Origin of the sequence: Vibrio sp. 1457 (assembly GCF_033340195.1) — a bacterium.
In the GTDB taxonomy this organism is placed as follows: Bacteria; Pseudomonadota; Gammaproteobacteria; order Enterobacterales; family Vibrionaceae; genus Vibrio; species Vibrio alginolyticus.
This window is the reverse complement of sequence record NZ_JAWOWA010000002.1, coordinates 35,643-59,684: the sequence shown is the minus strand read 5'-3', so window position 1 is coordinate 59,684 and position 24,042 is coordinate 35,643. Positions and strand designations below refer to the sequence as shown.

At 44.5% G+C, this 24,042-nt stretch carries 19 protein-coding genes; 8 read left to right on the top strand and 11 right to left on the bottom strand.

Annotated features, from left to right (window positions below; translation table 11 throughout):
* Positions 1–3 precede the first annotated feature (3 nt).
* A complete protein-coding gene (locus tag R7Z41_RS02165) occupies positions 4–2,814 on the top strand; it encodes an Hsp70 family protein (protein ID WP_206970832.1) in 2,811 nt (936 codons plus the stop codon).
* Positions 2,815–2,899: 85 nt separating this feature from the next.
* On the opposite strand, the gene R7Z41_RS02160 is transcribed toward R7Z41_RS02165, so the two are convergent.
* Complete coding sequence (locus tag R7Z41_RS02160; protein ID WP_005377692.1) at positions 2,900–3,094, bottom strand: hypothetical protein; 195 nt, start codon at positions 3,092–3,094, stop codon at positions 2,900–2,902.
* A gap of 86 nt (positions 3,095–3,180) precedes the next feature.
* Here R7Z41_RS02160 and R7Z41_RS02155 point away from each other — a divergent pair, with 86 nt between their 5' ends.
* Positions 3,181–3,867 (top strand): DNA-3-methyladenine glycosylase I, encoded by a 687-nt coding sequence (locus R7Z41_RS02155; RefSeq protein WP_206970833.1) that lies wholly within the window; start codon positions 3,181–3,183, stop codon positions 3,865–3,867.
* An 85-nt stretch (positions 3,868–3,952) separates the two neighbouring features.
* On the opposite strand, the gene R7Z41_RS02150 is transcribed toward R7Z41_RS02155, so the two are convergent.
* Positions 3,953–4,930 carry a Gfo/Idh/MocA family protein gene (locus R7Z41_RS02150; RefSeq protein WP_206970834.1) on the bottom strand — a complete coding sequence of 326 codons (978 nt, stop codon included), beginning with the start codon at positions 4,928–4,930 and terminating at the stop codon, positions 3,953–3,955.
* An 11-nt stretch (positions 4,931–4,941) separates the two neighbouring features.
* A complete protein-coding gene (locus tag R7Z41_RS02145; RefSeq protein ID WP_039842932.1) occupies positions 4,942–5,229 on the bottom strand; it encodes a putative quinol monooxygenase in 288 nt (95 codons plus the stop codon).
* Between the two features lie 103 nt (positions 5,230–5,332).
* On the opposite strand from R7Z41_RS02145, the gene R7Z41_RS02140 reads away from it, so the two are divergent.
* The 6 genes from R7Z41_RS02140 (at position 5,333) to R7Z41_RS02115 (ending at position 13,265) form a co-directional block, all read left to right on the top strand.
* Positions 5,333–6,211 (top strand): LysR family transcriptional regulator, encoded by an 879-nt coding sequence (locus tag R7Z41_RS02140; protein WP_206970835.1) that lies wholly within the window; start codon positions 5,333–5,335, stop codon positions 6,209–6,211.
* Between the two features lie 425 nt (positions 6,212–6,636).
* Positions 6,637–7,980, top strand: a complete 1,344-nt coding sequence (locus R7Z41_RS02135; RefSeq protein WP_318136308.1) for a sodium/glutamate symporter — start codon at positions 6,637–6,639, stop codon at positions 7,978–7,980.
* A 204-nt stretch (positions 7,981–8,184) separates the two neighbouring features.
* A complete protein-coding gene (locus tag R7Z41_RS02130) occupies positions 8,185–8,676 on the top strand; it encodes a type II secretion system protein (RefSeq protein WP_005377704.1) in 492 nt (163 codons plus the stop codon).
* Between the two features lie 271 nt (positions 8,677–8,947).
* The gene (locus R7Z41_RS02125) at positions 8,948–10,687 is read left to right on the top strand and encodes an ABC transporter transmembrane domain-containing protein (protein WP_132936644.1); all 1,740 of its coding nucleotides are present in this window, start codon (positions 8,948–8,950) and stop codon (positions 10,685–10,687) included.
* 3 nt (positions 10,688–10,690) lie between these two features.
* Positions 10,691–12,466, top strand: a complete 1,776-nt coding sequence (locus tag R7Z41_RS02120) for an ABC transporter transmembrane domain-containing protein (RefSeq protein WP_047102215.1) — start codon at positions 10,691–10,693, stop codon at positions 12,464–12,466.
* A gap of 250 nt (positions 12,467–12,716) precedes the next feature.
* Positions 12,717–13,265, top strand: a complete 549-nt coding sequence (locus R7Z41_RS02115; RefSeq protein ID WP_085569861.1) for a hypothetical protein — start codon at positions 12,717–12,719, stop codon at positions 13,263–13,265.
* 42 nt (positions 13,266–13,307) lie between these two features.
* Here R7Z41_RS02115 and R7Z41_RS02110 read toward each other — a convergent pair whose 3' ends face one another.
* The 8 genes from R7Z41_RS02110 to R7Z41_RS02075 all read right to left on the bottom strand — a co-directional run bounded on the left by R7Z41_RS02110 (position 13,308) and on the right by R7Z41_RS02075 (position 23,954).
* Positions 13,308–15,530: a TonB-dependent siderophore receptor gene (locus R7Z41_RS02110; protein ID WP_205390854.1), complete on the bottom strand. Its 2,223-nt coding sequence runs from the start codon at positions 15,528–15,530 to the stop codon at positions 13,308–13,310.
* Positions 15,531–15,730: 200 nt separating this feature from the next.
* Entirely contained in the window at positions 15,731–17,707 is a 1,977-nt protein-coding gene (gene fhuB / locus R7Z41_RS02105; protein ID WP_205390853.1) for a Fe(3+)-hydroxamate ABC transporter permease FhuB, read from the bottom strand.
* The gene (locus R7Z41_RS02100; RefSeq protein ID WP_005377718.1) at positions 17,704–18,588 is read right to left on the bottom strand and encodes an iron-siderophore ABC transporter substrate-binding protein; all 885 of its coding nucleotides are present in this window, start codon (positions 18,586–18,588) and stop codon (positions 17,704–17,706) included. Before R7Z41_RS02100 ends, fhuB begins: the two co-directional genes overlap by 4 nt.
* Before the next feature lie 11 nt (positions 18,589–18,599).
* A complete protein-coding gene (locus tag R7Z41_RS02095; protein WP_005389081.1) occupies positions 18,600–19,364 on the bottom strand; it encodes an ABC transporter ATP-binding protein in 765 nt (254 codons plus the stop codon).
* A gap of 324 nt (positions 19,365–19,688) precedes the next feature.
* Positions 19,689–19,907 carry a hypothetical protein gene (locus tag R7Z41_RS02090; protein ID WP_005377723.1) on the bottom strand — a complete coding sequence of 73 codons (219 nt, stop codon included), beginning with the start codon at positions 19,905–19,907 and terminating at the stop codon, positions 19,689–19,691.
* 87 nt (positions 19,908–19,994) lie between these two features.
* Positions 19,995–21,119, bottom strand: coding sequence for an HD-GYP domain-containing protein (locus R7Z41_RS02085; protein ID WP_115385952.1), 1,125 nt, complete (start codon positions 21,117–21,119; stop codon positions 19,995–19,997).
* A 274-nt stretch (positions 21,120–21,393) separates the two neighbouring features.
* Positions 21,394–22,599 (bottom strand): aromatic amino acid transport family protein, encoded by a 1,206-nt coding sequence (locus tag R7Z41_RS02080; RefSeq protein ID WP_149191816.1) that lies wholly within the window; start codon positions 22,597–22,599, stop codon positions 21,394–21,396.
* Positions 22,600–22,760: 161 nt separating this feature from the next.
* Complete coding sequence (locus R7Z41_RS02075) at positions 22,761–23,954, bottom strand: iron-containing alcohol dehydrogenase (protein ID WP_170890611.1); 1,194 nt, start codon at positions 23,952–23,954, stop codon at positions 22,761–22,763.
* Positions 23,955–24,042: the final 88 nt, after the last annotated feature.

Sequence of the window (24,042 nt, the reverse complement as noted above, 5' to 3'; positions counted from 1 at the left end):
TGTATGGCATCTCCTCGTTTTCTTGTTGGTATTGACCTTGGCACCACAAACACTGTGGTGGCGTACTGTGAAATCACCGACAACCTTGAACAATCCGAAGTATCCCTATTCGACATCGACCAATTGATTGGCCCGGGTGAAGTGGTTCGTAAACCATTGTTGCCCTCTTTCCGCTATCACCCAGCGGTTGGTCAAATCTCCCCTTCTGACCTAACACTTCCTTGGGAAAACGAACCTGTATCTGGCGACATTAGTAATGTGATCGTGGGTGAATGGGCTCGTGAATTAGGCGCTAAGGTGGAAGGACGTCAAGTATCCAGTGCTAAAAGCTGGCTATCGCACCAAGCAGTGGATCGTAGTTCAGACATTCTTCCTTGGGCTGGTGCGCAAGACGTAGATAAAGTCTCTCCCGTCATTGCCAGCGCAAGCTACCTCAACCACATTCGCCAAGCATGGAACTACCGTCATCCTAGCAATAAGTTAGAAGACCAAGATGTGGTTGTGACCGTTCCAGCGTCGTTCGATGAAACCGCTCGTAAACTCACGCTTGAAGCGGCACAGCTAGCTGGTTTAAAGAAAATCGTCCTGCTCGAAGAACCACAAGCCGTATGTTACGACTGGTACGCACGCCACCAGCAAACCGCAGCTGATAAACTCAAAGAGTTACCGCTGATTCTGGTGTGTGATGTGGGCGGTGGTACTACCGACTTGAGCTTGATTGAAGCCAGTTTCTCTTCTCAAGATGAGCTAGCCCTTGACCGCATTGGCGTTGGCGAACACTTGATGCTTGGTGGTGATAACCTCGATTTAGCATTAGCACACCTTGCAGAAAGCCGCTTCAACCAAAGTAAGAAGCTCACTGCCGCAAGCCTGACTAAGTTGATTCAGCAAACGCGTAAAGCGAAAGAAAACCTGCTTTCAGCGAATGCACCTGAAGAAGTGAAAATCACCATGCTGGGCAGCGGCTCGAAACTTCTTGGCGGAACAAAGAGTATTGGGCTGAGCAAACAAGAAGTGCACCAAATCGCTTTAGATGGCTTCTTCCCGCTTTCTGATTTCAGTGAAGTACCAGATAAACGCCGCAGCGCGGTTGTCGAGTTTGGTCTTCCATACGTTGCCGACCCAGCAGTGAGCAAACACGTTGCCGAGTTCTTAACGACGCATCAGCAAGTCTCTCGTGCCGCACTTGGCATTGAAGACGACAAACAAAATGCCATTCCAGTCGGTTTGCTACTCAATGGTGGTGTGTTCAACAGTGAGCTTGTGACTGAGCGTGTCACTACCCTACTTTCCGATTGGCGCGGTGCACCAGTTACGGTATTAGACAACCCACATCCAGATTGGTCGGTTGCACTGGGTGCTGTTGCATTTGGTAAAGCGCGTCGTGGCGCACAACTTAAAATTGGTGGTGGCGCAGCGCGTTCTTACTTCTTGCATCTTCAAGAAAAGAACAAGATGGGCAAAGCGCTCTGTTTGCTTGCAAAAGGCACAGAAGAAGGACACGAGATCCGATTAAGTGGTCGCCGCTTCTCGCTTACCCTAGGTGAGCCCGTTCGCTTTAACCTGCTGACTTCTACCCACGACACCTTAACCAATAACACCGCCATTCAAAACGGTGTAATGGTTGACGTTGATCCGGACTTGTTTGCTCCCCTGCCGCCTTATATCACCACCCTTGAAGGTGAAGGTGCCGAACTGCAAGCCAACCAGAAAGAGCGCGTAGAAGTGCAACTGGCGTGTCAGTTGACTGAAGTCGGCACGCTTAAGATGGAATGTGTCAGCGCAGAAGACGATAGCAAACGTTGGGAGCTGGAGTTCGAAGTTCGTAACAAGCAAACCGATGACAGCGAGCAAGTTAAACTTCACCCTAAGTTGAACGAATGTAAGGAGCTGATCGCTCGCCTTTACAGCGGTAATAAGAAAAGCGCGGAAAGCAAAGAGATCAAAACCTTAGCCAAAGATCTTGAGAAGAAACTTGGCAAACGCGATGAATGGGATTTCACGACCCTACGTCAACTGTTCGATACCTTTGCACAAGGTCGTAAGCGTCGCCGCCGTTCAGAACAACACGAGAAAAACTGGCTTCGTTTGGCTGGCTTTGCACTGCGTCCGGGCTTTGGCGATCCAACCGACTCATGGCGTATTGAGCAAGTTTGGGGTCTCTACCAACAAAACATTCAGTTTAAGAACCATCAAGGTTGGACCGACTGGTGGGTGTTCTGGCGTCGTATTGCCGGTGGTTTAAGCCAAGAGCAACAAGAGACCATCTTGGCGGACATCGCGAAATACCTACATCCTGGTGCGATGAAAAACCCACAATCCGCCAAAGCGGCACAAGATATGGGTTACGAGTCGATGGTGCGCTTGTCTGCCTCTCTGGAGCATTTAGAAGTCGAAGACAAAGTTCTATTGGCAACGTGGTTCTTGAGCAAAGCCATCAACCATAACCAGTTCGAACAAGCACACTGGTGGGCAATGGGTCGCTTGGCATCACGTACGCCTTTATATGGCAGTCAGCATAACGTCGTTCCTCGTGAACAAGCGGAACAGTGGTTGCCTAAGCTGCTAGAGCAGAACTGGCAGAAAGAGCCAATGATCGCTTTCGCAGCCGTAATGATTTGTCGTAAGACGGGCGACCGACTATTCGATATCTCTGACGACTACCGTGAGCAAGTGCTGGCTAAGTTGAAGCAAACCAAGGTACCTGAATCTTGGGTATCATTGGTTGAAGAAGTCAAAGAGCTATCTGAGAGCGAATCGAAGCGTATCTTCGGTGATGCACTGCCAAGCGGTCTGACGCTGGTAAATAACTAGGCTCTCACGCTTATAAACGCAACAAAGCCCTTCTCGTGAAGGGCTTTGTTTTATCTAATTCTAATAGCTGACGAAAGAAGACTCGTTAGTTCATTTCCGTATTGATCACCACATCACGCGTTTCGTTATCCATATCGCTGATGCCGACAACTGAGATTTCACGGTCAGATAAATTCTCAATCATGCTGTCTTCTAACCCACCGTCCGTCATCCACGCATAGAATTTTTCTGCAATACGATCCGAACCTTCCCCGACAAACGTTAATGTGACCTTCTTCATTTGTGACACTCCATCAATTTACGATTCAGCCACTTAAGCGTAGTATGTTTCGCAAATATCGACATAAACTAGGACTAACTTCTTTTATGAGTATCGAAAAATTTGACGCGATTTATCAGCGCGCTGCCGAGCGTAAAGGTGGTGAAGATCAACTTGAAGCGCTTTTGTCTCATCCACTAAGCAAAGAGGAACTGGCTGCGATTCCAGATGACCGTTGGCTGGCCGCTTTTTCGATGAAGGTATTCCAAAGTGGGATTTCATGGAGCGTGGTTCGCAACAAATGGCCGAACTTCGAAGAAGTGTTCTTCGGATTTAAGATTGAGCCGCTGTTGATGCTGTCAGACGAGCAATGGGAAACCAAAGCAACCGACAAACGCATCATTCGCCATCTCACTAAAGTCATGTCGATTCCTGCCAACGCTCGTATGATCCACGAAGCAAAAATCGAATACGGCTCGTTTGGCAAAATGGTTGCCGATTGGCCGCAAGAGAAAATCACCGACCTATGGGCATATTTAAAGAAACGCGGTAATCGCCTAGGTGGGAATACCGGTCCTTACACACTTCGCCAAATGGGCGTTGATACCTTTATCTTGTCTAGTGACGTCGAGGCTTACCTGCGCAATTGCAAAATCATTGAAGGTGGCAAAGATACGAAAAAATCGCTCGATGCAACCAACAAAGCGTTTGTTCAATGGCAACAAGAAAGTGGTCGAAGCCTGACTGAGATCAGCCAAATCATTGCGTTCAGCACCGGCGATAATCGCATTTAATCCAGACTGAACACAAAATAAAAAACGGCGCACCAAATATTGTATTTAGTGCGCCGTTTTTATTTTCATTGGTTCAATTACACACTTACTTTGAAGCTAGTGATTCCCACTCAGTCAGTAGCTGCATAATACGGTGAGAGTCTTCCCATGTTGCACAAGGGTTTTCTAACGAGGTACGCCCTGCTTCAACCGCTTGGCGAATATTGTGCACTTGATAGAAGAAAGCGCCCCCTGCAGCCGGTACAGACACTTCACGCTTCGACGTCTCGTAAATTTCCACACTAAACTGGTTTTCTTGCGTTGGTAGCCATGGGTTTGAATCTAACGTAATACAGCCTTTGCTACCCAGAATGGTGAATTGGTGTTTCAATCCATGATCTTCGGCGGTGTGTACGCTCGCCGTTTGTTGCTCACCGAATTGCATCATCAAACTCGATTCACAGATATTCCCATCGTTACCTCGTCGACCAATCGCCGTCATAGAGCGGTTTCCAAAGGCTTGTTCACCCAACATGGTTTTCACCACCAAATGCACCAATGACATTGGGTAGCAACCTAAGTTATACAAAGCACCTTTACTGTCTGGATTAACAAACTGCGCAATCGACGCAATATAAGACGTGTGGATGGAGCGAAGTTCACCAATCTCTCCCGATTTAAGCACAGAAACCAACTCGCTAATCAACGGGTGATGTAAGTACATCAAACCCTCAGTAAAGAATACCTTGTGCGTTTCGACTGCTTTTAGTGCCAACTCGGTTTTTTCCATATCTACCGACAGTGACTTTTCACACAGGATCGCTTTTCCCTGCTCTGCCGCTTTAACGATAAAGTCATGATGAAGGTGATTTGGCAATGCGATGTAAATAATGTCGACTTGCTCATCGGCAATCAACGCATCGTAATCGTTGAACGTATTCTCGATGCCATATTGCTCAGCGAATGTCTTTAAGTTCTGCTCCGAACGCCCAGCAACCGCGTACAGTTCACTCTTGTCATCGCCTTGGATTGCCTCAGCCATGACACCTGAGATAAAGCTTGTGCCTAAAATACCCCATTTCATGTTCGCCTCTCCTATTGAGCTTGGGTTTCGAATGCTTGAACTAACTCTGCCATTTCAGCCGCAATAAACGCTTGTGTATGCGGCATAGCAAAATGCGCTTCAATCGCGGTGCGGTTTTCATATCGCTCCCAAAGAATCACACGTTGTGGATCTTTAGAATCGTAGGTCGCATTCGCTTGCAAGCACCCCGCTTCGCTTTGCATATCAAGGCAAAATTGTTCAATGGCTTCAACCACTTGTTGTCTTGGCTTATCGGCATTCATTTTCAGTTCGGCGGTAACAAAAATCGTCTCGCTCATGATGGATCTCTTTCTCCATTCTTAATCATACGCCCACTGTAATTAACCTCATTTGATTGATAAACTCTGCTTTAGTTATTTCTTTATCAACTCTGGGTGTGCAATGGATAAATTAACAAGCATGAAAGTTTTCGCTTACGTGGTCGAACACGGCAGCTTTCGTAATGCAGCACACCACTTTGATATTTCACCGACCATGGTTGGCAAGCACGTGAACTTTCTTGAGCAAAGCTTAGGTACACAGCTGATTCATCGCACCACGCGCAAACAGTCCCTGACCGAAGCTGGCAGACTCTACTACCAAGAGTGCCACCGCATTATTGAAGACATCACCAACGCAGAGAACCTGATCCAGACGCTGATCAACCGTCCAACCGGAACTGTAAAAGTTAACTGCCCTGTCACGTATGGTAAAAAGGTGATTGCGCCCATCGTGGCTGACTTCTTAGCAGAATTTCCCGAACTGAACGTTGAGTTAATGTTGGATAACAGTTTGATTGACCCATATCGAAGCGAAGCAGACGTGATTATTCGTATTGGTGAGTTGGTCGATTCATCGTTAGTTGCAAGAAAACTCGGGCAATACGACATGACTTACTGCGCCTCACCCTCTTATCTTAAGCTGCATGCCCCTATCCAATCGCTTGATGACCTTGAACATCATCATTGTTTGGGATTTCAGTACCACCAAGGGGAAAGCCAACAGGTGGTGAACATGCCATCTAATACCTTTGGAAACAGCAACACCCGATTAACGTCTAATAATGGTGATGTGCTTAAGTTTGCCGCGTTAAAAGGCTCTGGTGTTCTTCTTCAACCAAAGATCTTAGTTGAACAGGAAATTCAATCTGGTGCCTTGGTAGAAATTCTCCAGCAACATACTCCCAAGCCAAAACCGATCCACCTGCTTTACCGTTCAAAACAGCTTTCCCTTAAAAACCGCACCTTGGTTGATTTTGTTCTTTCGCATGTGAATCCGTAACACCACCTCATAAAGCGGCGACAATTTAACCACTCAATCAACTTTTATTGTCGATATGACAAATATTATTGCTTGTTAATTGTCTTTATTTTTCAGGCCGTTAGTATAGAACGCTCACTTAGTGAACACTATTTGTTGATTCCCATCAATTGCATTGCTCTGACAAAGTGACTAGGATTGCCGCCTTTCCTGAGTGAACTATCAAAAAATATCGAGAAATTTAATCTAATTTCTCTTCCTGTTCGTGTGCAATCACAACATTTACACTCATTTCAAATTGCATAAGCACATTCCTTTGCTTATGAAAACGACATTGATTTCTCAACGCTTTTAGTCACGTATGTGGCTTTTTGGCTTGAGAGAGATTTTTATTCAAGGTAGGTCACAAGGACGCTACCCCTTGACTGCATTTACTGGAGGATAAGATGCCTAAAGGTCTAATGCTGACTGACTTAGCCATCGCTGGCTTACTATTGATTTTGGCAAAAGTCATTCGCGTTCACGCGCCATTACTACAGCGTATGTACATTCCATCGGCGGTTCTCGCAGGATTATTCGGTCTAATTTTTGGACCAGCCCTGTTAGACGTACTGCCTTGGACCGATACGTTTACCGCTAACGCAAGCCTATTAACTGCTGCACTTTTTTCTGCGTTAGGTCTGGCAACGGATGTTCCATCACCTAAAACCGTCGCACAGCGTGCTGGCTCATTGTGGGCGTTTAACCAAATCGCTTCTGTTTCTCAGAGGTTGTTTGCGGCAATGTTTGGTCTAGTTCTCACAACCTTCTTCTGGCCAGAGATTAATCCCGGCTTTGGTGTGACAATGTCTGCGGGCTTTATGGGTGGTCACGGGTCTGCCTCTGTTGTTGGTGAAATCTTCACGGGGCTTGGCTGGGAAGATGGCTTCACACTTGGCTTAACGTTCGCAACCGTGGGTATTTTCATTTCAATTTCTGTCGGCATGCTCATGCTGCAATTCGCATTGAAGATGGGTTGGATTCGTAGCTTTACGACCTTCGATAGCATGGATGAACACGAACGCAAGGGGCTCGTTAAGCCTGATGATCAAGCGCCGGTAATGAAAGACACCATGTCTTCCCTGTCGGTTGATTCTTTTGCGATTCACGCGGCGCTGGTTGTAGTGGTAACGGCTTTCTCGTATGTAGCGGCTAACTACTTATCTTCTTTCCACGATAAGGTACAAATTCCTACGTTCGTAACCGGCTTCCTTGGCGGCATGCTTGTGCGAATCATCGCGAAACAAACGAAGGCTTCACGCTATCTTTGTGACGGTGCATTCAAACACGCTGCGGGCATCAGTACCGATTATTTGATTATCTTTGGTATCTCAGCCATCAAGATTACCGTCTTAGCCCAGTATTTAATGCCGATGGTAGTGCTTGCAATCGGCGGTATCGCCTTCACACTATGGCTAATCTTCTGGGTTGCCCCACGTATCATGGGCGAAGATTGGTTCGAGAAAGGCATTTTCTCTTGGGGTTGGTTAACCGGTACGGTTGCCATGGGTATTGCGTTGCTTCGTATTGTTGATCCAAAAATGCGTAGCAAGGTGCTTGATGATTACGCCATCGCTTATGTCCCTGGCTCAATCACTGACATCTTCATCATCTCTTTGATGCCAATCGCGATGTATAACGGCATGCACTGGCAAGCGCTTGGGGTAGGATTAGGTTACATCGCAATTGTCTTATTTATTTGGCGATTCATTTTTAAACGTAACCGCAGTGCTCTGACACACGAATCTTAGTCGCTTTACTCGGGAGGATTTTATCCTCTCGAGTTCATTCCTTGGTTTTTATCAAAATCACTCCTCATTCCGAAAATAAGCAACTTGTTTTATATTTGAGATTTGCAATCCCGATCTCTTACTATCATTCTTTTTTAATACTTGACCTGAAAGTTTCTATATCAGAATAGCCGCCTATTCGTTTCTAAAACATGGAGAAAAGCTGTGCGTCGCTCTCAAGGATTTACTCTTATTGAACTCATTGTGTGCATCATCATTCTTGGTATTGTAAGCGTCGTTGCATTTCCTAAATTTCTTGGCTTACAAAAAGATGCCAGAGTGGCGGTTCTATATGGAGCCAGAGAAGCACTCATGACCGCCAACAACTTTGTCTACACCAAAGCAGTGATTCAATCTCAAGAGACAGTAGATGGCGGCATACAATATAACATTGATCTAGATAATGACGGCCATAACGACCTAATTGGTTACTTTGGATTTATCAAAAATGTTATTCCAGCAAAAGAGCTAGCAGGCTTTGATCCGCAACTCACTATCAACACTTGGTATGGGGTAGACAGCCCAGACGAGCCCTACTTCCTTATTGGTTTTGCAAACAAGCCTGTTGGTCCAGAACATATGTGTTATGTCGAAGTTTACTACCCAGAAACTCCAGGTGGCCAAGTGAAATACAAAATACAAACTGACGATTGCTAATTCCCATATAGAGTGGCAGTAACACTTTTACTTTTGGTGTCTTCATCGTTATTGCAAGGTAATGGCTCCAAAACAACCATTAACAACTATTTCACATAATGTCGTCGCACAGTTAGCTCATAGAGATAAAACCAGTAATTTGCGCCGACACATGGCTATAATTGAAACAATCTATCGTTTTTAAACCCGCCTATAACTTGTGCTTGTAAACTCATCATTTCGCTCAATAATAGTTCTATAACAAATTCAATAATTTAAAGCGGGAGGCGTAATGAGAATATTCTGGCAGCTACGTTGGTATTTCCAACAAAAGTGGAGGCACTATGTCGGATCCATTCTGCTTTTCGCTGTGATATCAGCACTACAGCTTGTTCCGCCCAAAGCAGTTGGCATCATAGTTGACGGCGTCGTAGACAACACTTTAGATACAAATACGCTGATTCTATGGCTCTCAGGGTTAACTGTACTGATCTTTACCATTTATGGGTGTCGCATCTTATGGCGAATTTGGCTTTTCGGCGCAAGCTGGGAGCTCGGGACCATTCTACGTAACCGTCTATATAGGCATTTATCGACACAGCCACCTCGTTTTTTTGAACGTTACAAGACGGGGGATCTGATGGCTCGTGGCACTAATGATGTGCGTAATATCGTTATGACAGCCGGCGAAGGGGTTTTAACCGCCGCAGACTCTTTGATCACTGGTATTGCGGTTTTAATCATTATGGTAACGCAAGTAAGCTGGAAGCTCACCGTAATGGCGCTTCTTCCAATGCCATTTCTTGCCATCATCATCTTCTTTATTGTGCGCATCCTACATCAACGCTTTCGTGTCGCTCAGGAAGCCTTTTCTACCATGTCAGACATGACACAAGAGTCACTTAATGGCGTGCGAATGCTGCGTGCTTTCGGATTAGAAAACCAAGAGCAGCAACGTTTTGAAGAGGTTGTGGATGATACTGGCGAAAAGAACATCGCTGTTGCAAGAGTCGATGCTAGATTTGACCCGGCAATTCAGTTAACCATCGGTCTTTCTTTCCTTCTTAGTGTCGCTGCTGGTGCTTACCTTGTTGATAAAGGTGAGATCACGCTTGGTGATCTGACCGCATTTACGATGTATTTAGGGTTGATGATATGGCCGATGCTGGCATTCGCATTCTTATTTAACATTTTAGAAAGAGGCTCTGCTGCATGGAACCGATTACAAGAGATCTTTGATGAAAAGCCAGCAATTATCAGTGGCAATAAGCCAATAGAAAATAAACCACTTCCGTTGAAAATTGATATCGACGATTTCCATTGGTCTAGTGATTTACCGCCCGCTTTGACGGAAGTAAACATCGAACTGGAACCCGGAAAAATGTTGGGAGTTGCAGGGCCGGTAGGAAGCGGAAAATCGACCCTGTTAACACTACTTTTGCGTCAACATGATTTAGAAAACGGCTCAATTAAATTCGGTGATGTCGAGATCAAGGATGCCCTACTTCCACAGTGGCGCAACCGTTTTGCTGTCGTTAACCAAAGTCCGTTTCTATTCTCCAAATCTATCTTCGACAATATTGCCTTAGGCAACCCTAATGCAGAGAAAGAAGAAGTCTATAGAGCAGCAAAGTTAGCCTGTATACATGACGATATTGAGAAGTTTCCTGAAGGCTACCAAACAGAAGTTGGTGAAAAAGGCATTACACTCTCCGGCGGGCAAAAACAACGTATTGCGATAGCACGCGCTATGCTGCTGAATGCCCAAGTGTTGGTTTTGGACGATGCACTTTCCGCTGTTGATGGACGGACCGAACATCAAATCCTTAAGAATTTGGAAACACACTACCGTGATCAAGCCCTAATCGTTATTGCACACCGCCTCACCGCATTGGAAGCAGCAGACGAGATCATTGTCTTGAATCACGGCCACATTACTGAACGTGGGCAACATAGCGCTTTATTAGCGCATCAGGGATGGTACGCCGAAATGTTAGAGTACCAAAAACTAGAGCAGGCGATGGAGGAATAATGAATGAACCAGACCAGCACGTTTAAACGGTTAATGTCTTACCCATTATCTCAACCAAAGCCAATGATTAAAGGACTCGCCTTGCTGTTTATTGCAGCGTTAGCTAGCGCCGGCGGCCCTTGGTTGATTCAATATTTCATTGATGAGCACATCGCTAAAGGTGACTATTCACAAAGTGTTCTGATTTCGCTAGCAGTAGGTTATATCGCTCTTCAGATCGTATCGGCAACATTCCAGTATTTTCAGTCATTGCAATTTAGCATTGTCGCGGCTAACACGATCAAAGCGATTCGTAAGCAAGTATTTTCTGGCGTGATTAAGCAGCCGTTATCTGCGTTTGATTACACTCCTGCTGGAAAATTGGTGTCGCGAATCACCAACGATACGGAATCTTTACAGCAATTTTATGAGCTTTTGATCGCGACCGTGGTGAAAAACGTGGTCATGATTGTCGTAATGCTTGGCGTTATGTTTTTCATGAGCTGGAAGCTCACACTCGTTGTGCTTGTATTGCTGCCGATCGTCATCGGCTTTATGTACTTGTTTAAGCAGCTAAGTACAGAAAGCTACCGAAAGATGCGTGACCTATTGACCGATATAAATGCGAATCTGAGTGAATCCATTCAAGGGATGAGTGTCATTCAATTAATGCAACAAGAAGAGCGTTTTAATAAACAGTTCAACGAGCTAACCGCAGAGCATCTGGTGGCATCTAAACGAGTGATTCGGCTAAACGGCTATCTGCTAAGACCATTAATGGACTTACTCGCTGGTCTTGCGTTGCTTTGCTTGGTTGCGATCTTTGGTTTTAATGGTATTGAGTTGATTGGTGTGGGGGTACTGTATGCATTTATCAGTTATCTTGCGCGAGTTACTGAACCACTAATTGAGATGACTCAGCAACTTGCTCTACTTCAGCAGGCGTTAGTATCAAGCGAACGTGTTTTTGAATTGATTGATGCGAAAGAACAAACTTACGGGGGCGATCATCAACCATTAAGGTCAGGTGCTATCGAACTTAAAGACCTCACATTTAGCTACGATGGTAAACAGGACGTCCTAAAAGACATTTCGTTGAAGGCCAACCACCAAGACTTTATCGCGCTTGTCGGGCATACAGGAAGCGGTAAAAGCACATTAGCGTCACTGTTAATGGGCTTTTATCCAACGCAATGTGGTGAACTGCTCATAGATGGTCGTCCACTTAAAACATTAGGGAAAGACGTACTTCGCAAAGATGTGGCAATGGTTCAACAAGATCCACATATTCTCCCTGCTTCAGTCAGAGAAAACATCTCTCTCAGTCGGGCGGTTGATGACAATCAAATATGGGATGCGTTAGACAAGGTAGGTTTGGCAGAACAAATTCATCGTTACCCTAACGGGCTAGACACGCAGTTAGGTCAAGGCGAAACTAATTTATCTGCAGGTCAGAAACAGCTTTTGGCGTTAGCACGTGTGCTTGTGGTAAAACCTAAGATATTGATATTGGATGAAGCAACCGCAAATATTGACTCAGGAACAGAGGCTTTAATCCAAAAGAGCTTGGCGGTACTCAGACAAGACATGACGCTCGTTGTTATTGCTCATCGGCTTTCAACTATCCTAGATGCAGACCAAATCATTGTTCTTCATCATGGGGAGTTAGTCGAGAAAGGCACACACAAAGCACTCTTAACGCAAAATGGTCGCTATGCCCAAATGTATCAGTTACAGCAAGCAAACCGACATCTACAACAGATTGAAGAAGACACCAAGCAACTCGAAGAAGCGGTGTGATTTTATGCCCGTGCCTTCTTTTTATTTAGTCGGCATGGGCATAATTGGTGTAACTTCAAAATTTAACCTGTTAGCTTCCAATTTCTTCATAATGTGAACTAATTTTCTATTTCTTACCTATTATTGACATAACCCCTCGCTATATCGCGCAAGGTCGTTGTAAAATCGTACGGTACTTAAGTCTACTGCCTGTGGCATTGGACTGAATTCCGCTTTCTAATTATGCACATTAATCTCATGACACAAGTCCATGGACAAAGATAAGTTTACTAACATCTATCGCTTGCCTGGTTCGATTCAAATTCGTATCGGTAAATGGCAAAAGACGTTCCGCGGCACCTCTGATTTAGTTTTACATCAGGCGCTAATGGAACGTAATAAGCAATTTAAGAAGCCAGACTTTTTACCTAAAGGCTGGTGTGTCACTCCTATTGATGAAAACGACATTACCATTACGCATCACGGTAAATATATCCAAACCGTTATGCGCACAATGCTGGACAGAAAGGTCTCATACAAGCGACTGTTCCTATCTCGAATGGCTCTCGAAGAAGGTGAAAAAGTGCTCCACAATTACAAGCTGGAGTGGGTAAGAAAACATAACCAGATCGCCAAAAAGTACAATCAAATTAAAAAGAAACAATATATGAACTTTGCAAGAGAAGAAGAGGAAACCCTCTACCCTTCGATTCCAAAGGGTGAGTTTGACAAAACGTTATGGAACAAACTTGTCGTATCATCGTTTGGCCCGCAGAAAAAGTACAAAAACCCGCACTTTGTCCGTAAAGCCGATTTCTAAATAAACACCCCTAAAGTGAGGGGTGTTTATTTATACGTTAACTCACCAGTCGTAAGTTAAACTTGCAATAACATTTTGTCGGTCGCCATACCAACAAAAGCCATCACATGTCGCTATGTACTTTTTATCCGCGATGTTTTTAGCTGCGACTTGTAGCTTGTAATCGCCGATTCGATAACTGACCGTCGCATCCATTAAGAAATAACTTGGTACTTTTAGTCTCTCTTCATTGTCTCCGTATGACTCACCTGTATAGCGCGCGCCTAAGCCAACAGCAAAGCCATCAAGAGGTCCATCAAAGAAACGATAATGTGCCCAAGCTGATGATACGGTATTCGCCACTTGGGAAGGTGTTTTGCCAACCCATGCCTTATTGATGTCTTCTTTTATCTCTGCATCAACGTACGCAATGTTCCCGATCAATGTTAAGGATGGTGTCACATTAGCTACAGCTTCAAACTCAACGCCGTTATTTTCTATTTTTCCTATTTGCGTTAATTCACTCAAGTAGATACGAGCCAAGTTTTCTTTTGTTGCCCGATACGTTGCAATATTGAAATAGCCATCAAATGAATCCGGTTGGTATTTCATACCGATTTCAAATTGATCACCGCTTTCAGGCTTCGCTGGCTTACCATTGCTGTCTTCTTGAATAATTGGATCAAAGTACTGAGAGTAACTAAAGTATGGCGTGAAGCCAGAATCAGAAATATAAGCCGTTCCCACGCTAAACGTCCACTCTCCATTATCGACTTTCGTGCGAGCACCCGTGGTAACATTATGTACTTCATTACTTGTATCGTCGTAACGTGCGCCCAATAACATCGCCCATTTATCGTTGATCAGCATATGATCTTGAAAGTAGACGCCGAGCTGCTGATTATCGATTTTCGTTCTTTGCTTATCGGTTTCGCTCAATGGTTGTAGCGTATTCGGATCGAGTAACATTATGTTATCCGAATAAGTAGGATTAAATACATTAAACCTAGGATCGGGCAAAGCTCCCATTGGTGTGTTTAATAATGCATTACCATTAGCAACGATAGGGTCATTGGCAAAATCTTTACCATCGATACTGATCATTTGAAAATCTATGCCCAACATCAAGTTATGCTCAACACTTCCCCAATTTACTTGGTGCATCAAACGATTATCGATATTAAAAGCATCAGATGAGCCATCTTCTGTTGAAGCACCCCGAAGTATGGTTTTGCGTTCATTTGATGGGTCCAAAGCCGGCCCCAACGCAGGCACGTCAGCCGAGTAAACGTACGAATACATTTGTCTTAGCTTAACATCCATTTCGCTGTAACGAGCTGCTTGAACAAATGAAGTGGTATCATTAAATGCATGAGAAAACTCATAGCCTAAAGACACCTGCTCACGCTCAAACGTCTCCCAGTTAGGATTGCCTATCGCTAAACTATCACTGATCTTTCCATTTTTGTTTGGCGTTAACGTTCCTTCAACTGGCAAAAATTGCAGATAAGGATCTGAGTCGTCTTTTTGATAGCTCGTTAGAAAGGTAATTTCAGACGTCTCATTAAATTTGTACGTCATCGATGGAGAGAGAAGAATGCGCTCTGCTTCTACCCCACTAATTCTCGTCCCATTTTTTCTCGCTAACCCTTGAAAGCGGAAAGCTAGCTGCTCACTCACCTCAGAGTTTACGTCAAGAGAAAGTTGTTTACGGTCTTCAGAACCGTACTCCAAAGATACAAGTCCTGACCCCCCATCAAATTGAGGTCGCTTACTGACAACATTGATAACCCCACCTGGAGGGTTTTGCCCATAAAGAACAGACGCTGCACCACGTAAAACTTCAACCCTCTCTAACGCAAACGGATCTATTTGCCAACTATAGAAGCCAGAAGAATATAAACGGGTACCATCTTGATACAACCCGCTGTTCGCCTGTTTAAAACCACGAATAATAAACCAATCTTGCTTGTTATCTTCGCCAAAATAGTTAGTTTGAATGCTTGGTGTGTACTGTAGCGCGTCAGAAATGCTAATAGAGGCACGATCATCCATTTGCTCTCGCGTAACAACAGACACCGCTCTTGGAGTCTCATTGATGGCAATATCAGTTTTCGTCGCTGCCCGACTCTTCGCTCCAAGATAACTAAAATCAGGACCAACTGCACTGTCTTGCTGCTGTCCAATCACAACTATATTTTCATCTTCCTGAGCCAAGACATTTGGCGTTGATAAAGCTAATACAACCGCCATCGACGTTGGTGTCAGCATAAACTGCCGAGTCATATTCTTCTCCTTTTTGTCGGCAGCCAAACCAACCCTTCATGACTTCAGCGACCGCTGAAAGAAAAGCGAGTTACGGCATCGCCAGTTGTTTCCGTAAAAGACAAACCAGAGGTTTTGCATAAAGCACTCGCATAGGTTACGAATGCCACTACGAGTGCTTATTTGTATAAGTACTTTCTTGGTTGAGGCTTAGCTCATTTCTATAAGCGGCGTAAACCCCACATTAAATACAAACCGCCAATGAGAGACGCCATAAGCCCTGTTGGTATTTCTTGCGGGTAAAGGACCTGTCGTCCCAACCAGTCAGCCAACAACATCACCCCTGCCCCCAGTATCGCGGCGCATAACATGTGTTGTGACGCTTTGTTAAAACCAAATAAGCGAGCTAAATGCGGAGCCAACAACCCAACAAAGCTAATCGGGCCAACAACCAATGTCGCACTGACCGTGAGACAAGCAACTAAAAGAAGCAGTATTGCGCGTGAACGATCAACTCGAATTCCAAGTGCTTTAGAGGAAGCGGCACCGACAGGAAGAATATCTAGCCATCTTACGCAGAGAAAACTCAACCCTATAAAGACAAGCGCAGATAAAGACAATGGGAGTAACGTTTCAACCGAGACATAGTAGGTAGACCCAGACAACCAAGCCAATGCTTGATAACTTCTTGGGTCACCAGTGGCTAGAATAAAGCTCTGTATTGCATTCATCAGTGCGGTAATCGCAATACCAGTCAACAAAATACGCTCCGGCTGAAAGCCTGACTTACGGTTTAGCAGCACAATAACTGATACCGTCGCTAATGCACCTACGAGCCCGCCTAGAGAAAGAGTGAAAATTGACGAACCAAACCCAGTAAACATCGCGATGATCAATCCCATCGCTGTCCCTGAACTGATACCGATCACTTCAGGACTTGCCATTGGGTTTCCACTTAGGCGTTGAATCATGGTTCCAGCAATCGCTAACATTGCCCCCGCAATTGCTGCTGCAAATAATCTAGGTGCGCGCCATTCCAAAAAAATCCAATTTTGGCTAGCAAATAAATTTGTCCACCCTTCATTTTGCACAGCAACCGTGGCAAAAAGAACAACAGAAATTAACGTGCCGATCAACGCCAATGAGATCGCTTTAGGGTTTAGCCTGTAAACATGTTGACGGTGTCGAGTTAACACTGTTTGAGTATGGCTCTGCGTCTTTTGTGATAAACGAGGTAACAGCCATAACAGTAACGGAGCGCCCAATGCAGCCGTTGCTGCTCCCGTTGGTATAAAACTCGCCATTAGCCCTGGCAGTTGCTGAATAACCAAATCGGTTAAAGTCAATAACATGGCACCAATCAGCATTGATACCCAAAGCTTATGCTGGATTTTATTGATACCTATCAATCGAGTAATCGCTGGCGCCGCTAACCCGATGAAACCGATGATTCCTACGGCAGAAACCACCCAAGAAGTGATTAACACCGCAAGCCCAAGACAGACAAAACGCAACTTAGCTAACGAGACACCTAAACTCTTGGCACCTTGCTCGGAGAGTTCCAACAGACTTAACGGCTTTGCAATCACAAATGCAACGACCGTAGCAAGTGCGATTCGAGGTGCAAGATACGAGAAATCTCCCCATCCACTCTGAACAAGCGAACCGGCTCCCCATATCATTAACCCATTCAGCTTTTCGGTATTCATCATCAGAATAACCGTACTTAATGATGCAAAGTACAGGTTTATCACTAACCCAGAAACGACGACAACCGTTGGAGATAACGCTCGTCGCCATGACAACAGCATCACCAACCCCATCGATATCACACCGCCGATGAGAGCAACCAAATTAGGCGCGATATCCAACATCCAAGGTGCGAATAGCGTAGCTAACATCAAAGCAAAACTTGAACCACTCGCCACACCAAGTGTCGTGGGTGAAGCGAGAGGGTTACGCAGCACTTGCTGCATCAATACCCCAGCAACCGCTAATCCAGCACCAGATATAATCGTGGTGAAGACTCGAGGCCACCAGCTAAAGTGAAGTAAAACAGAATCGATAGATTGAAAGTTAGGCTCCCATAAACTGCTTAGAGCTAACGAAAATGAGCTTACTTGGTACAATTGGAAAGCACCAATAGAAAAGGTAAATGCCGAAAGTAACACCACAAAGCTTAAAGGCATCGTTTTCATTGTGTTAACTCCTCGACCTTACTCGCCGTAACTAACTCTGCGAAACGGAGGGCTGAAGGCATAGAACCAAAACTCCAAACGGGCGCGACTTGCATGACCTTTTCACCAGATTGTTGAACAACATATTGCCAAAATGGGTCTTGAGAGAGCTGCTCCGCTCCACCATAAGGTAATGGCTCTACGATAACGATTTGAGCTTTTATGCCAGCTAACTTGTCGATGCCAACTAGGCTGAAGCCCCAGCTATTCGTCTTTTCATTCCATGCATTACTCAGCCCAATCTTTTCGATAGCCTGGGAGTAAAGACTATTTTGACCAAAAACACGTACGTGCTTTGTATCCATAAACTGAATCATTAGAAGTGGCGGCTGGCCTTTATTTATACGCTGTTTTAATAAAGACAAACGTTTTTCATATTGTTGGATAAGCGCCTCTGCTTCCGCCTCTCTTCCCAGCTCTTCACCAAACCTCCGAGTGAAACTGGTAAGTACCGACCAATCCGTAATCCCGCTTTCATATAAGTCAATGGTGGTAACCGGGGCGATATCAACTAAGCGATGCTTCATTGAGGAGAAGTACGGGGCAATAAAAATACGATCAGGTCTGAGCTCGTAAATGCGCTCTATATTGGGTTGAGTTCTTAACCCTACATCCTTCGTTTGAGGTGGTAACGGTGGCGATTTTACCCAAGCATCGTAATCTTGCCCTTGAGCAACGCCTACAGGTACGACCCCTAAAGCCAACATCGTTTCAGTTTGTGTCCAATCAACCGACATCACCCGAGGTGATGCGTCAGCTAGTGCTTGAAAAGAACTGACCAAAAGCGCACTAAGTGAGAGAGCGAAAGAGAAATGTTTAAGTCGAGTGTTTGTACTGCTCATTATTCCAACCTTTAGCTTGGCATCGCCACCGGATAACCCGCAGGGTGGTCAGAGATCATCATCTCTATCCCATATATGTCCCTCAACTTAGGTTCAGTAAACACCTGTTCAACATTGCCTTGTGCAATCAAATCACCTTGATGTAATGCAACGATGTAGTCGCAAAATCGTGCAGCCAAGTTGATATCGTGTAATACGATAATAACGCCCAAACCCAGTTCTTGACTGAGTTTAGAGATAAGCTTCAACATATCTACTTGATGGCTGATATCTAGCGCAGACAAAGGCTCATCAAGAAGCAAATACTCGGTTTTTTGGGCTAACAGCATAGCTAGCCACACACGTTGACGCTCTCCTCCAGATAACGTGTCCACTAAGCGATCTGCGTATTTTAGTGTGCCTGTCATCGCCATTGCTTCTTCAACAATGTCGTGATCTTTCTTACTCAAACGTCCAAGTAAACCATGCCATGGATAACGACCAAAACCGACTAAATCTCGACCTAAAATACTGTCGGTCACCGGAAGATGCTGAGGCAAGTAGGCAATATGTTGGGCGAATTTTTTCGCTGAGAGATCGTTAATGCTCGTTCCATGCAGAACCACGTCACCAGCTGTGTATTGCTGTTGCTGTGCCAGCAACTTTAACAATGTGGATTTTCCTGAACCATTGTGTCCAACAAGGGCGTATGTTTTTCCGGGTTCAAATGTCACATCAAACGCTTTTAGCAATGACTTGCCTTCAATCTCAAACTGGAGTGCTTTAGCTTCCAACATCCCTACTTCACCTAATAGCCATTTACGAATAACAGTTATTCAAAGCTCTCATTCGTTGATCACGTTTGCCGTTCTTATTCAACAGAACGATTAATAAGGGAGGTTTTATATAACAACAAAGATACAAATGCAAACCGTTGTCATTATCATTACATAAACAAGATCATTGAGAGAATTGCTAAGTGTTAGTGATAATTTGCTCTGCTGAACTTCATTAGTAAATTATAGGCAGGTCAACGAGAGCAGCGGTCTCCCACTGCTCTCGCATAAATTTGAACGAATACTGCAGCGTATGAAGAAATGAAAAATGCCGCAGTGAATACATTAATGACGAGCGTCAGCGCCAAACTCTACTTCTTTATAGATATCGGCCAGCGACTTTTTACCTTGTTTGTCTTTGGCTGAACGCTTTTTCTTAGTTTGATAATGGTATTCTTGCTCCTGAAGTGCTTGTTCGTGCTCTTTTGCTGACTCAACAAACTCAGGATTTGCAAGTGCTTGTTGGCGTAAGCGGTTTACTCTTTCAAGGGTTTCCCACAACATACTTCACCTCCAAACTTATTACTGTATATAAAAACAGTATTGTTTAAATATTCCTCCTCGTCAACATTTCAACTTTGTTACTGCTCTTCACATTAACCCCAAGCCTGTATAGTGCTCGGGATATTTGTGGATGATTTGCTTTATATAACCTTGATGCTCTCGCAGAGCATCAACACATTCTCGAGATAACCACCCCTGATATACCCATTTTTCAAGTTCTAACAATGCGTATGGGATGGACCACGCTTGTCTATACGGATGGTGCGTTGTCATAAAATCAAAGGCATTCGCGGCAGCCGTAATTTGGGCGACTATTGGTATATCATCATTGGTTAAACCATAAGGATAACCAGTGCCATTTAAATTTTCGTACTGATAAATAATCATCTGCAAAAACAAAGTCACACTCGGGTGAACCGGATTTCCGATACGGGCAACTATGTCATCCGCTGAATCGATACAACGCTCAATATGTTGAATCAATATCGCCTCTTGTTCTTGAGAGTAATTTGTTCGGCGGCTAGCAATTTCAACTGGCAGCTGACTATCACCGAGCGCATGGAACTGAGCAAAAATACCAATATCTTCGACCATTTCGTCATTCAGGTGATAACGATCCGCTAACTGCGTTGCGATAATTTGACTGTAGTACTTCATGCGTTTGGTATGCGCGTAATACTCAGGTGAATAGCCTGGCATCATACATTGCATTCGGTTCGCTAGCGTTTCTATCGCATTGACTACTTGAGTTTCTGATTCAACCGCAAATCGAATCATTTCGAAATAAGGTTTAAGACCATTCAGCGCTTCTAAACTAAACGCATCACGTTGAGTGGAGTTCAAAAATACAAAACCAGTAAAAGCTTTATTGTCATAACAAGGAATAGCAGCCGACGACTGATATCCGTGTTTGAGTAAAATTTGAACCCGAGGACAGTGATTAATATCATGAAGGTCTTCGACGATACGAGGAACCGCGTTTTTAGAGGCAATATTGAGGTGGTGGAGTTTACGGAATGCTGATTCGTGATGGGCTAGACACCAAGTGTCGAACTCACTTTCTGCAAATGATTTGAGCACATCTTGGTCTGGGTGATATTTTGCAAATGACACCCTATCAATACATGGCAAGTGCGCCTGCATCCTGCCTTTTAGCGTTTGCAGTTGCTCGTTAAGCGGTTTTGCAAACGGGTAAAAACTCCGGTGCGCCATGCTTCACCTCCACACCAAAGCAGAGAAACAAGAAAAGCTCATTGTGTTGCAAATTCAATGGTATTTTGAGCGGTTTTCTCCACTTAAACTATCGATATACCACAACTTAAGTGTACGAAATAAAAGCACATTTCTACCAATTTTTTCACCGGATATCTTACGGTAATTTGATCCAGATTAAAAAAGCCAACGAGCAAAACTCGTTGGCTTAACAATACTGATTGATTACGATGGATTCAGTAACTAGAGGTTATTCAAAGAACGTTCTGAACAACTAGCCTAGAGCAGGAAGCACACCCAGCGTAATTAACACCTGAGCGAATACGATGCCAGTGCCAGCGATGCCCGTTATCACTAGCGCACCTTGACCACCTGCGACGCGGTACTCCCCAGTAAAATCATCCGATTTACGAACCTTGATCACCATAACCAAAGGCAAAAAGATGGCTAAAATCGCTAAGGCAATCGCTGCATAGCCCAAAGCCATAATAAAGCCTTGAGGATAGAAAAGTGCGAAGCCTAGCGGTGGAGTAAACGTCACTAGTGCCGCAATCAAACGATTAGGCTTATCGTTACTTCCTTTGATGGTATCACCCAAAAATTCGAATAGACCCAAACTCACGCCAAGGAACGATGTCAACAATGCCAAGTCAGCAAACACACCAACAATGCTACCCAAATTTGATTGGTGTACTGTCTGAGATAGTTGACCAATCAGTGCGCTCAACCCTCCGTTCTCAACAAGCGTACTTTGGCTAACCACACCCAACGTCACGATTTGCCAAAAGATATAAATAACGAGTGGAATCGTCGAACCAATAATAACGGCTTTGCGTAAAGAAGAAGTGTCACCGTCTAAGTAATTCACAATTGCAGGTATACTTCCGTGGAAACCAAACGAAGTAAAGATCACCGGAATCGCCGCTACAACAAGGCCTTGTTCGATTGGCATACTTAACAAGTAAGACTCCGTAACGTTTGGAGCAAGAAAAGAAAGCACCGCAACCATCGCAATGAGCTTCATCGCGAACAGGACTCGGTTTACTTTATCGACCGTACCGGTACCCACTGTCACAACTAAAGTCACAATCAAGGTAAAGATTATCGTTGATGTACGCCCTGAAATATCGAGGTCAAACCATTGTGCAAGGCGGTCTCCGAACTGAGCACCACCGCCAGCGATATACGCTGCACATAATGAGTAGAAAAGAAACAACATCGCAAAACTTGCCACCCACTTGCCTTTTTGACCTAGGATCTGTTTCGCCAAAGTATGAAGTGTAGCACTACTCTCCGCATGTTGATGAAGCTCAAGCATAAGCAAGGCAGTGAAAGCCATCAGAGCCCATAAGCCTAGCATGATGATAATAGAAGTTGAAAAACCAATGCCGGCAGAGGCAAGTGGAAGCGCTAGCATACCAGCGCCTATTGTAGTGCCCGCAATAATTAGCGTACTACCGAATACTTTAGAACGACTCATTGTATATTAATCTTTACACTTTATTAGAAACTATCAGTATTAGATCGGGCAACGGCGGACCGAAACCAACACCATATTTGTATTGCCGTCGATATTGTAGGATCTTTAGCAGAAGATCAAGCAAAGTGTAAGGATAAAAAACCACAAATGTAAACTATAATTTACACCTTGCTGATATTTAACAATAACTGTGTGCATTCTTCCCTGTTCATGAACTTGGGAACAGGGTAATTCCAGTGCGCCTCTTTCAGAATTAAATCAACAAGCGCATCAGCATCTTCACGTTGAATGAGCGCACTGGTTTGCTCAATATCAATAGTTGAAAACAAGGACTCCAGATTCGCCAAAAAATGCTGAGCACTTGCGTTACCTAACTGCCCCTCGGCCGTCAACTCATCGAGCTTTCTTAGTTGAGGCTCAATCTCTGATAATGAAAAGCGCAGCACAGGCAACAAGGCTAATCCGTTTGCCATACCATGAGGTATTCCATATCTCGCACCGAATGTGTGAGCAAAGGCATGAACATAACCCAAACTCGCTTTGGTAAATGCTAAACCCGCGTAATAGGATGCCATAGCCATTTTATGACGAGCTTCGACATCATCCCCTTGCATCACAGCCCTAGGAAGATATTTAAAAATGAGTTTAATAGCGGCAACCGAATAAGCCATCGTTTCTTGAGTAGCGTTTTTCGATACATAGGCCTCAATAGCATGGGTTAATGCATCAACGCCAGTATCAGCCGTGATCTTAGGAGGTAAACCAATCATTAAATTCGCATCTAAAGCTGCCATTAGTGGCACCAACTTTGGATCCATTAAAGGGGTTTTAATGTGTGAGGAGGGATCTGACACGACCGCAGCGATAGTAACTTCACTTCCGGTTCCAGCCGTTGTTGGAATAGCAAAAAGCGGCGCTGGCATTCGCCATACCTTCAATAGTCCAGCTAATTTTTTTATTGGCCGTTTATTGGTAACTTTCGCAGCGATGACTTTTGCACAATCCATTGCAGAGCCGCCACCCAAAGCTAATATGCCCTCACAATGAAAACGATGATAAGCCTCTAGACCGCTCTCTACCTGATCATAGGTAGGATCGGGCTTAACTTGCGAGAAAACATCTAACTGTAAATCGAGTTGTGCTGCAGCCTCAAGCACCTTATCTACAATACCGACTTGGACTAACCCTTCGTCGGTAACTAACAAAACGCGTTTAAATCCCAGCTCGGTCATCGATTCTAATAGCTCATTCATCGAACCAGGGCCGGAAAACAAGGTTGGTCTCGGCATAGGAAGGATAAGGGCTGCTATTTTTAACCCAGCGGTGTAACTCCGATATAAACGATGCTTCAACATACGAAATCCTTTTCATTTAGAGCTATCATTCTAGCTACTTTTACTACCTATGCTTACTTTGCAATCACACATTTTCAATAAACTTATC

Bases quoted from the DNA above. Each gene is read 5' to 3' on its own strand.
- R7Z41_RS02165 (WP_206970832.1), top strand. From the start codon at position 4: ATGGCATCTCCTCGTTTTCTTGTTGGTATTGACCTTGGCACCACAAAC.
- R7Z41_RS02160 (WP_005377692.1), bottom strand. From the start codon at position 3,094: ATGAAGAAGGTCACATTAACGTTTGTCGGGGAAGGTTCGGATCGTATT.
- R7Z41_RS02155 (WP_206970833.1), top strand. From the start codon at position 3,181: ATGAGTATCGAAAAATTTGACGCGATTTATCAGCGCGCTGCCGAGCGT.
- R7Z41_RS02150 (WP_206970834.1), bottom strand. From the start codon at position 4,930: ATGAAATGGGGTATTTTAGGCACAAGCTTTATCTCAGGTGTCATGGCT.
- R7Z41_RS02145 (WP_039842932.1), bottom strand. From the start codon at position 5,229: ATGAGCGAGACGATTTTTGTTACCGCCGAACTGAAAATGAATGCCGAT.
- R7Z41_RS02140 (WP_206970835.1), top strand. From the start codon at position 5,333: ATGGATAAATTAACAAGCATGAAAGTTTTCGCTTACGTGGTCGAACAC.
- R7Z41_RS02135 (WP_318136308.1), top strand. From the start codon at position 6,637: ATGCCTAAAGGTCTAATGCTGACTGACTTAGCCATCGCTGGCTTACTA.
- R7Z41_RS02125 (WP_132936644.1), top strand. From the start codon at position 8,948: ATGAGAATATTCTGGCAGCTACGTTGGTATTTCCAACAAAAGTGGAGG.
- R7Z41_RS02120 (WP_047102215.1), top strand. From the start codon at position 10,691: ATGAACCAGACCAGCACGTTTAAACGGTTAATGTCTTACCCATTATCT.
- R7Z41_RS02115 (WP_085569861.1), top strand. From the start codon at position 12,717: ATGGACAAAGATAAGTTTACTAACATCTATCGCTTGCCTGGTTCGATT.
- R7Z41_RS02110 (WP_205390854.1), bottom strand. From the start codon at position 15,530: ATGACTCGGCAGTTTATGCTGACACCAACGTCGATGGCGGTTGTATTA.
- fhuB (WP_205390853.1), bottom strand. From the start codon at position 17,707: ATGAAAACGATGCCTTTAAGCTTTGTGGTGTTACTTTCGGCATTTACC.
- R7Z41_RS02100 (WP_005377718.1), bottom strand. From the start codon at position 18,588: ATGAGCAGTACAAACACTCGACTTAAACATTTCTCTTTCGCTCTCTCA.
- R7Z41_RS02095 (WP_005389081.1), bottom strand. From the start codon at position 19,364: ATGTTGGAAGCTAAAGCACTCCAGTTTGAGATTGAAGGCAAGTCATTG.
- R7Z41_RS02090 (WP_005377723.1), bottom strand. From the start codon at position 19,907: ATGTTGTGGGAAACCCTTGAAAGAGTAAACCGCTTACGCCAACAAGCA.
- R7Z41_RS02085 (WP_115385952.1), bottom strand. From the start codon at position 21,119: ATGGCGCACCGGAGTTTTTACCCGTTTGCAAAACCGCTTAACGAGCAA.
- R7Z41_RS02080 (WP_149191816.1), bottom strand. From the start codon at position 22,599: ATGAGTCGTTCTAAAGTATTCGGTAGTACGCTAATTATTGCGGGCACT.
- R7Z41_RS02075 (WP_170890611.1), bottom strand. From the start codon at position 23,954: ATGTTGAAGCATCGTTTATATCGGAGTTACACCGCTGGGTTAAAAATA.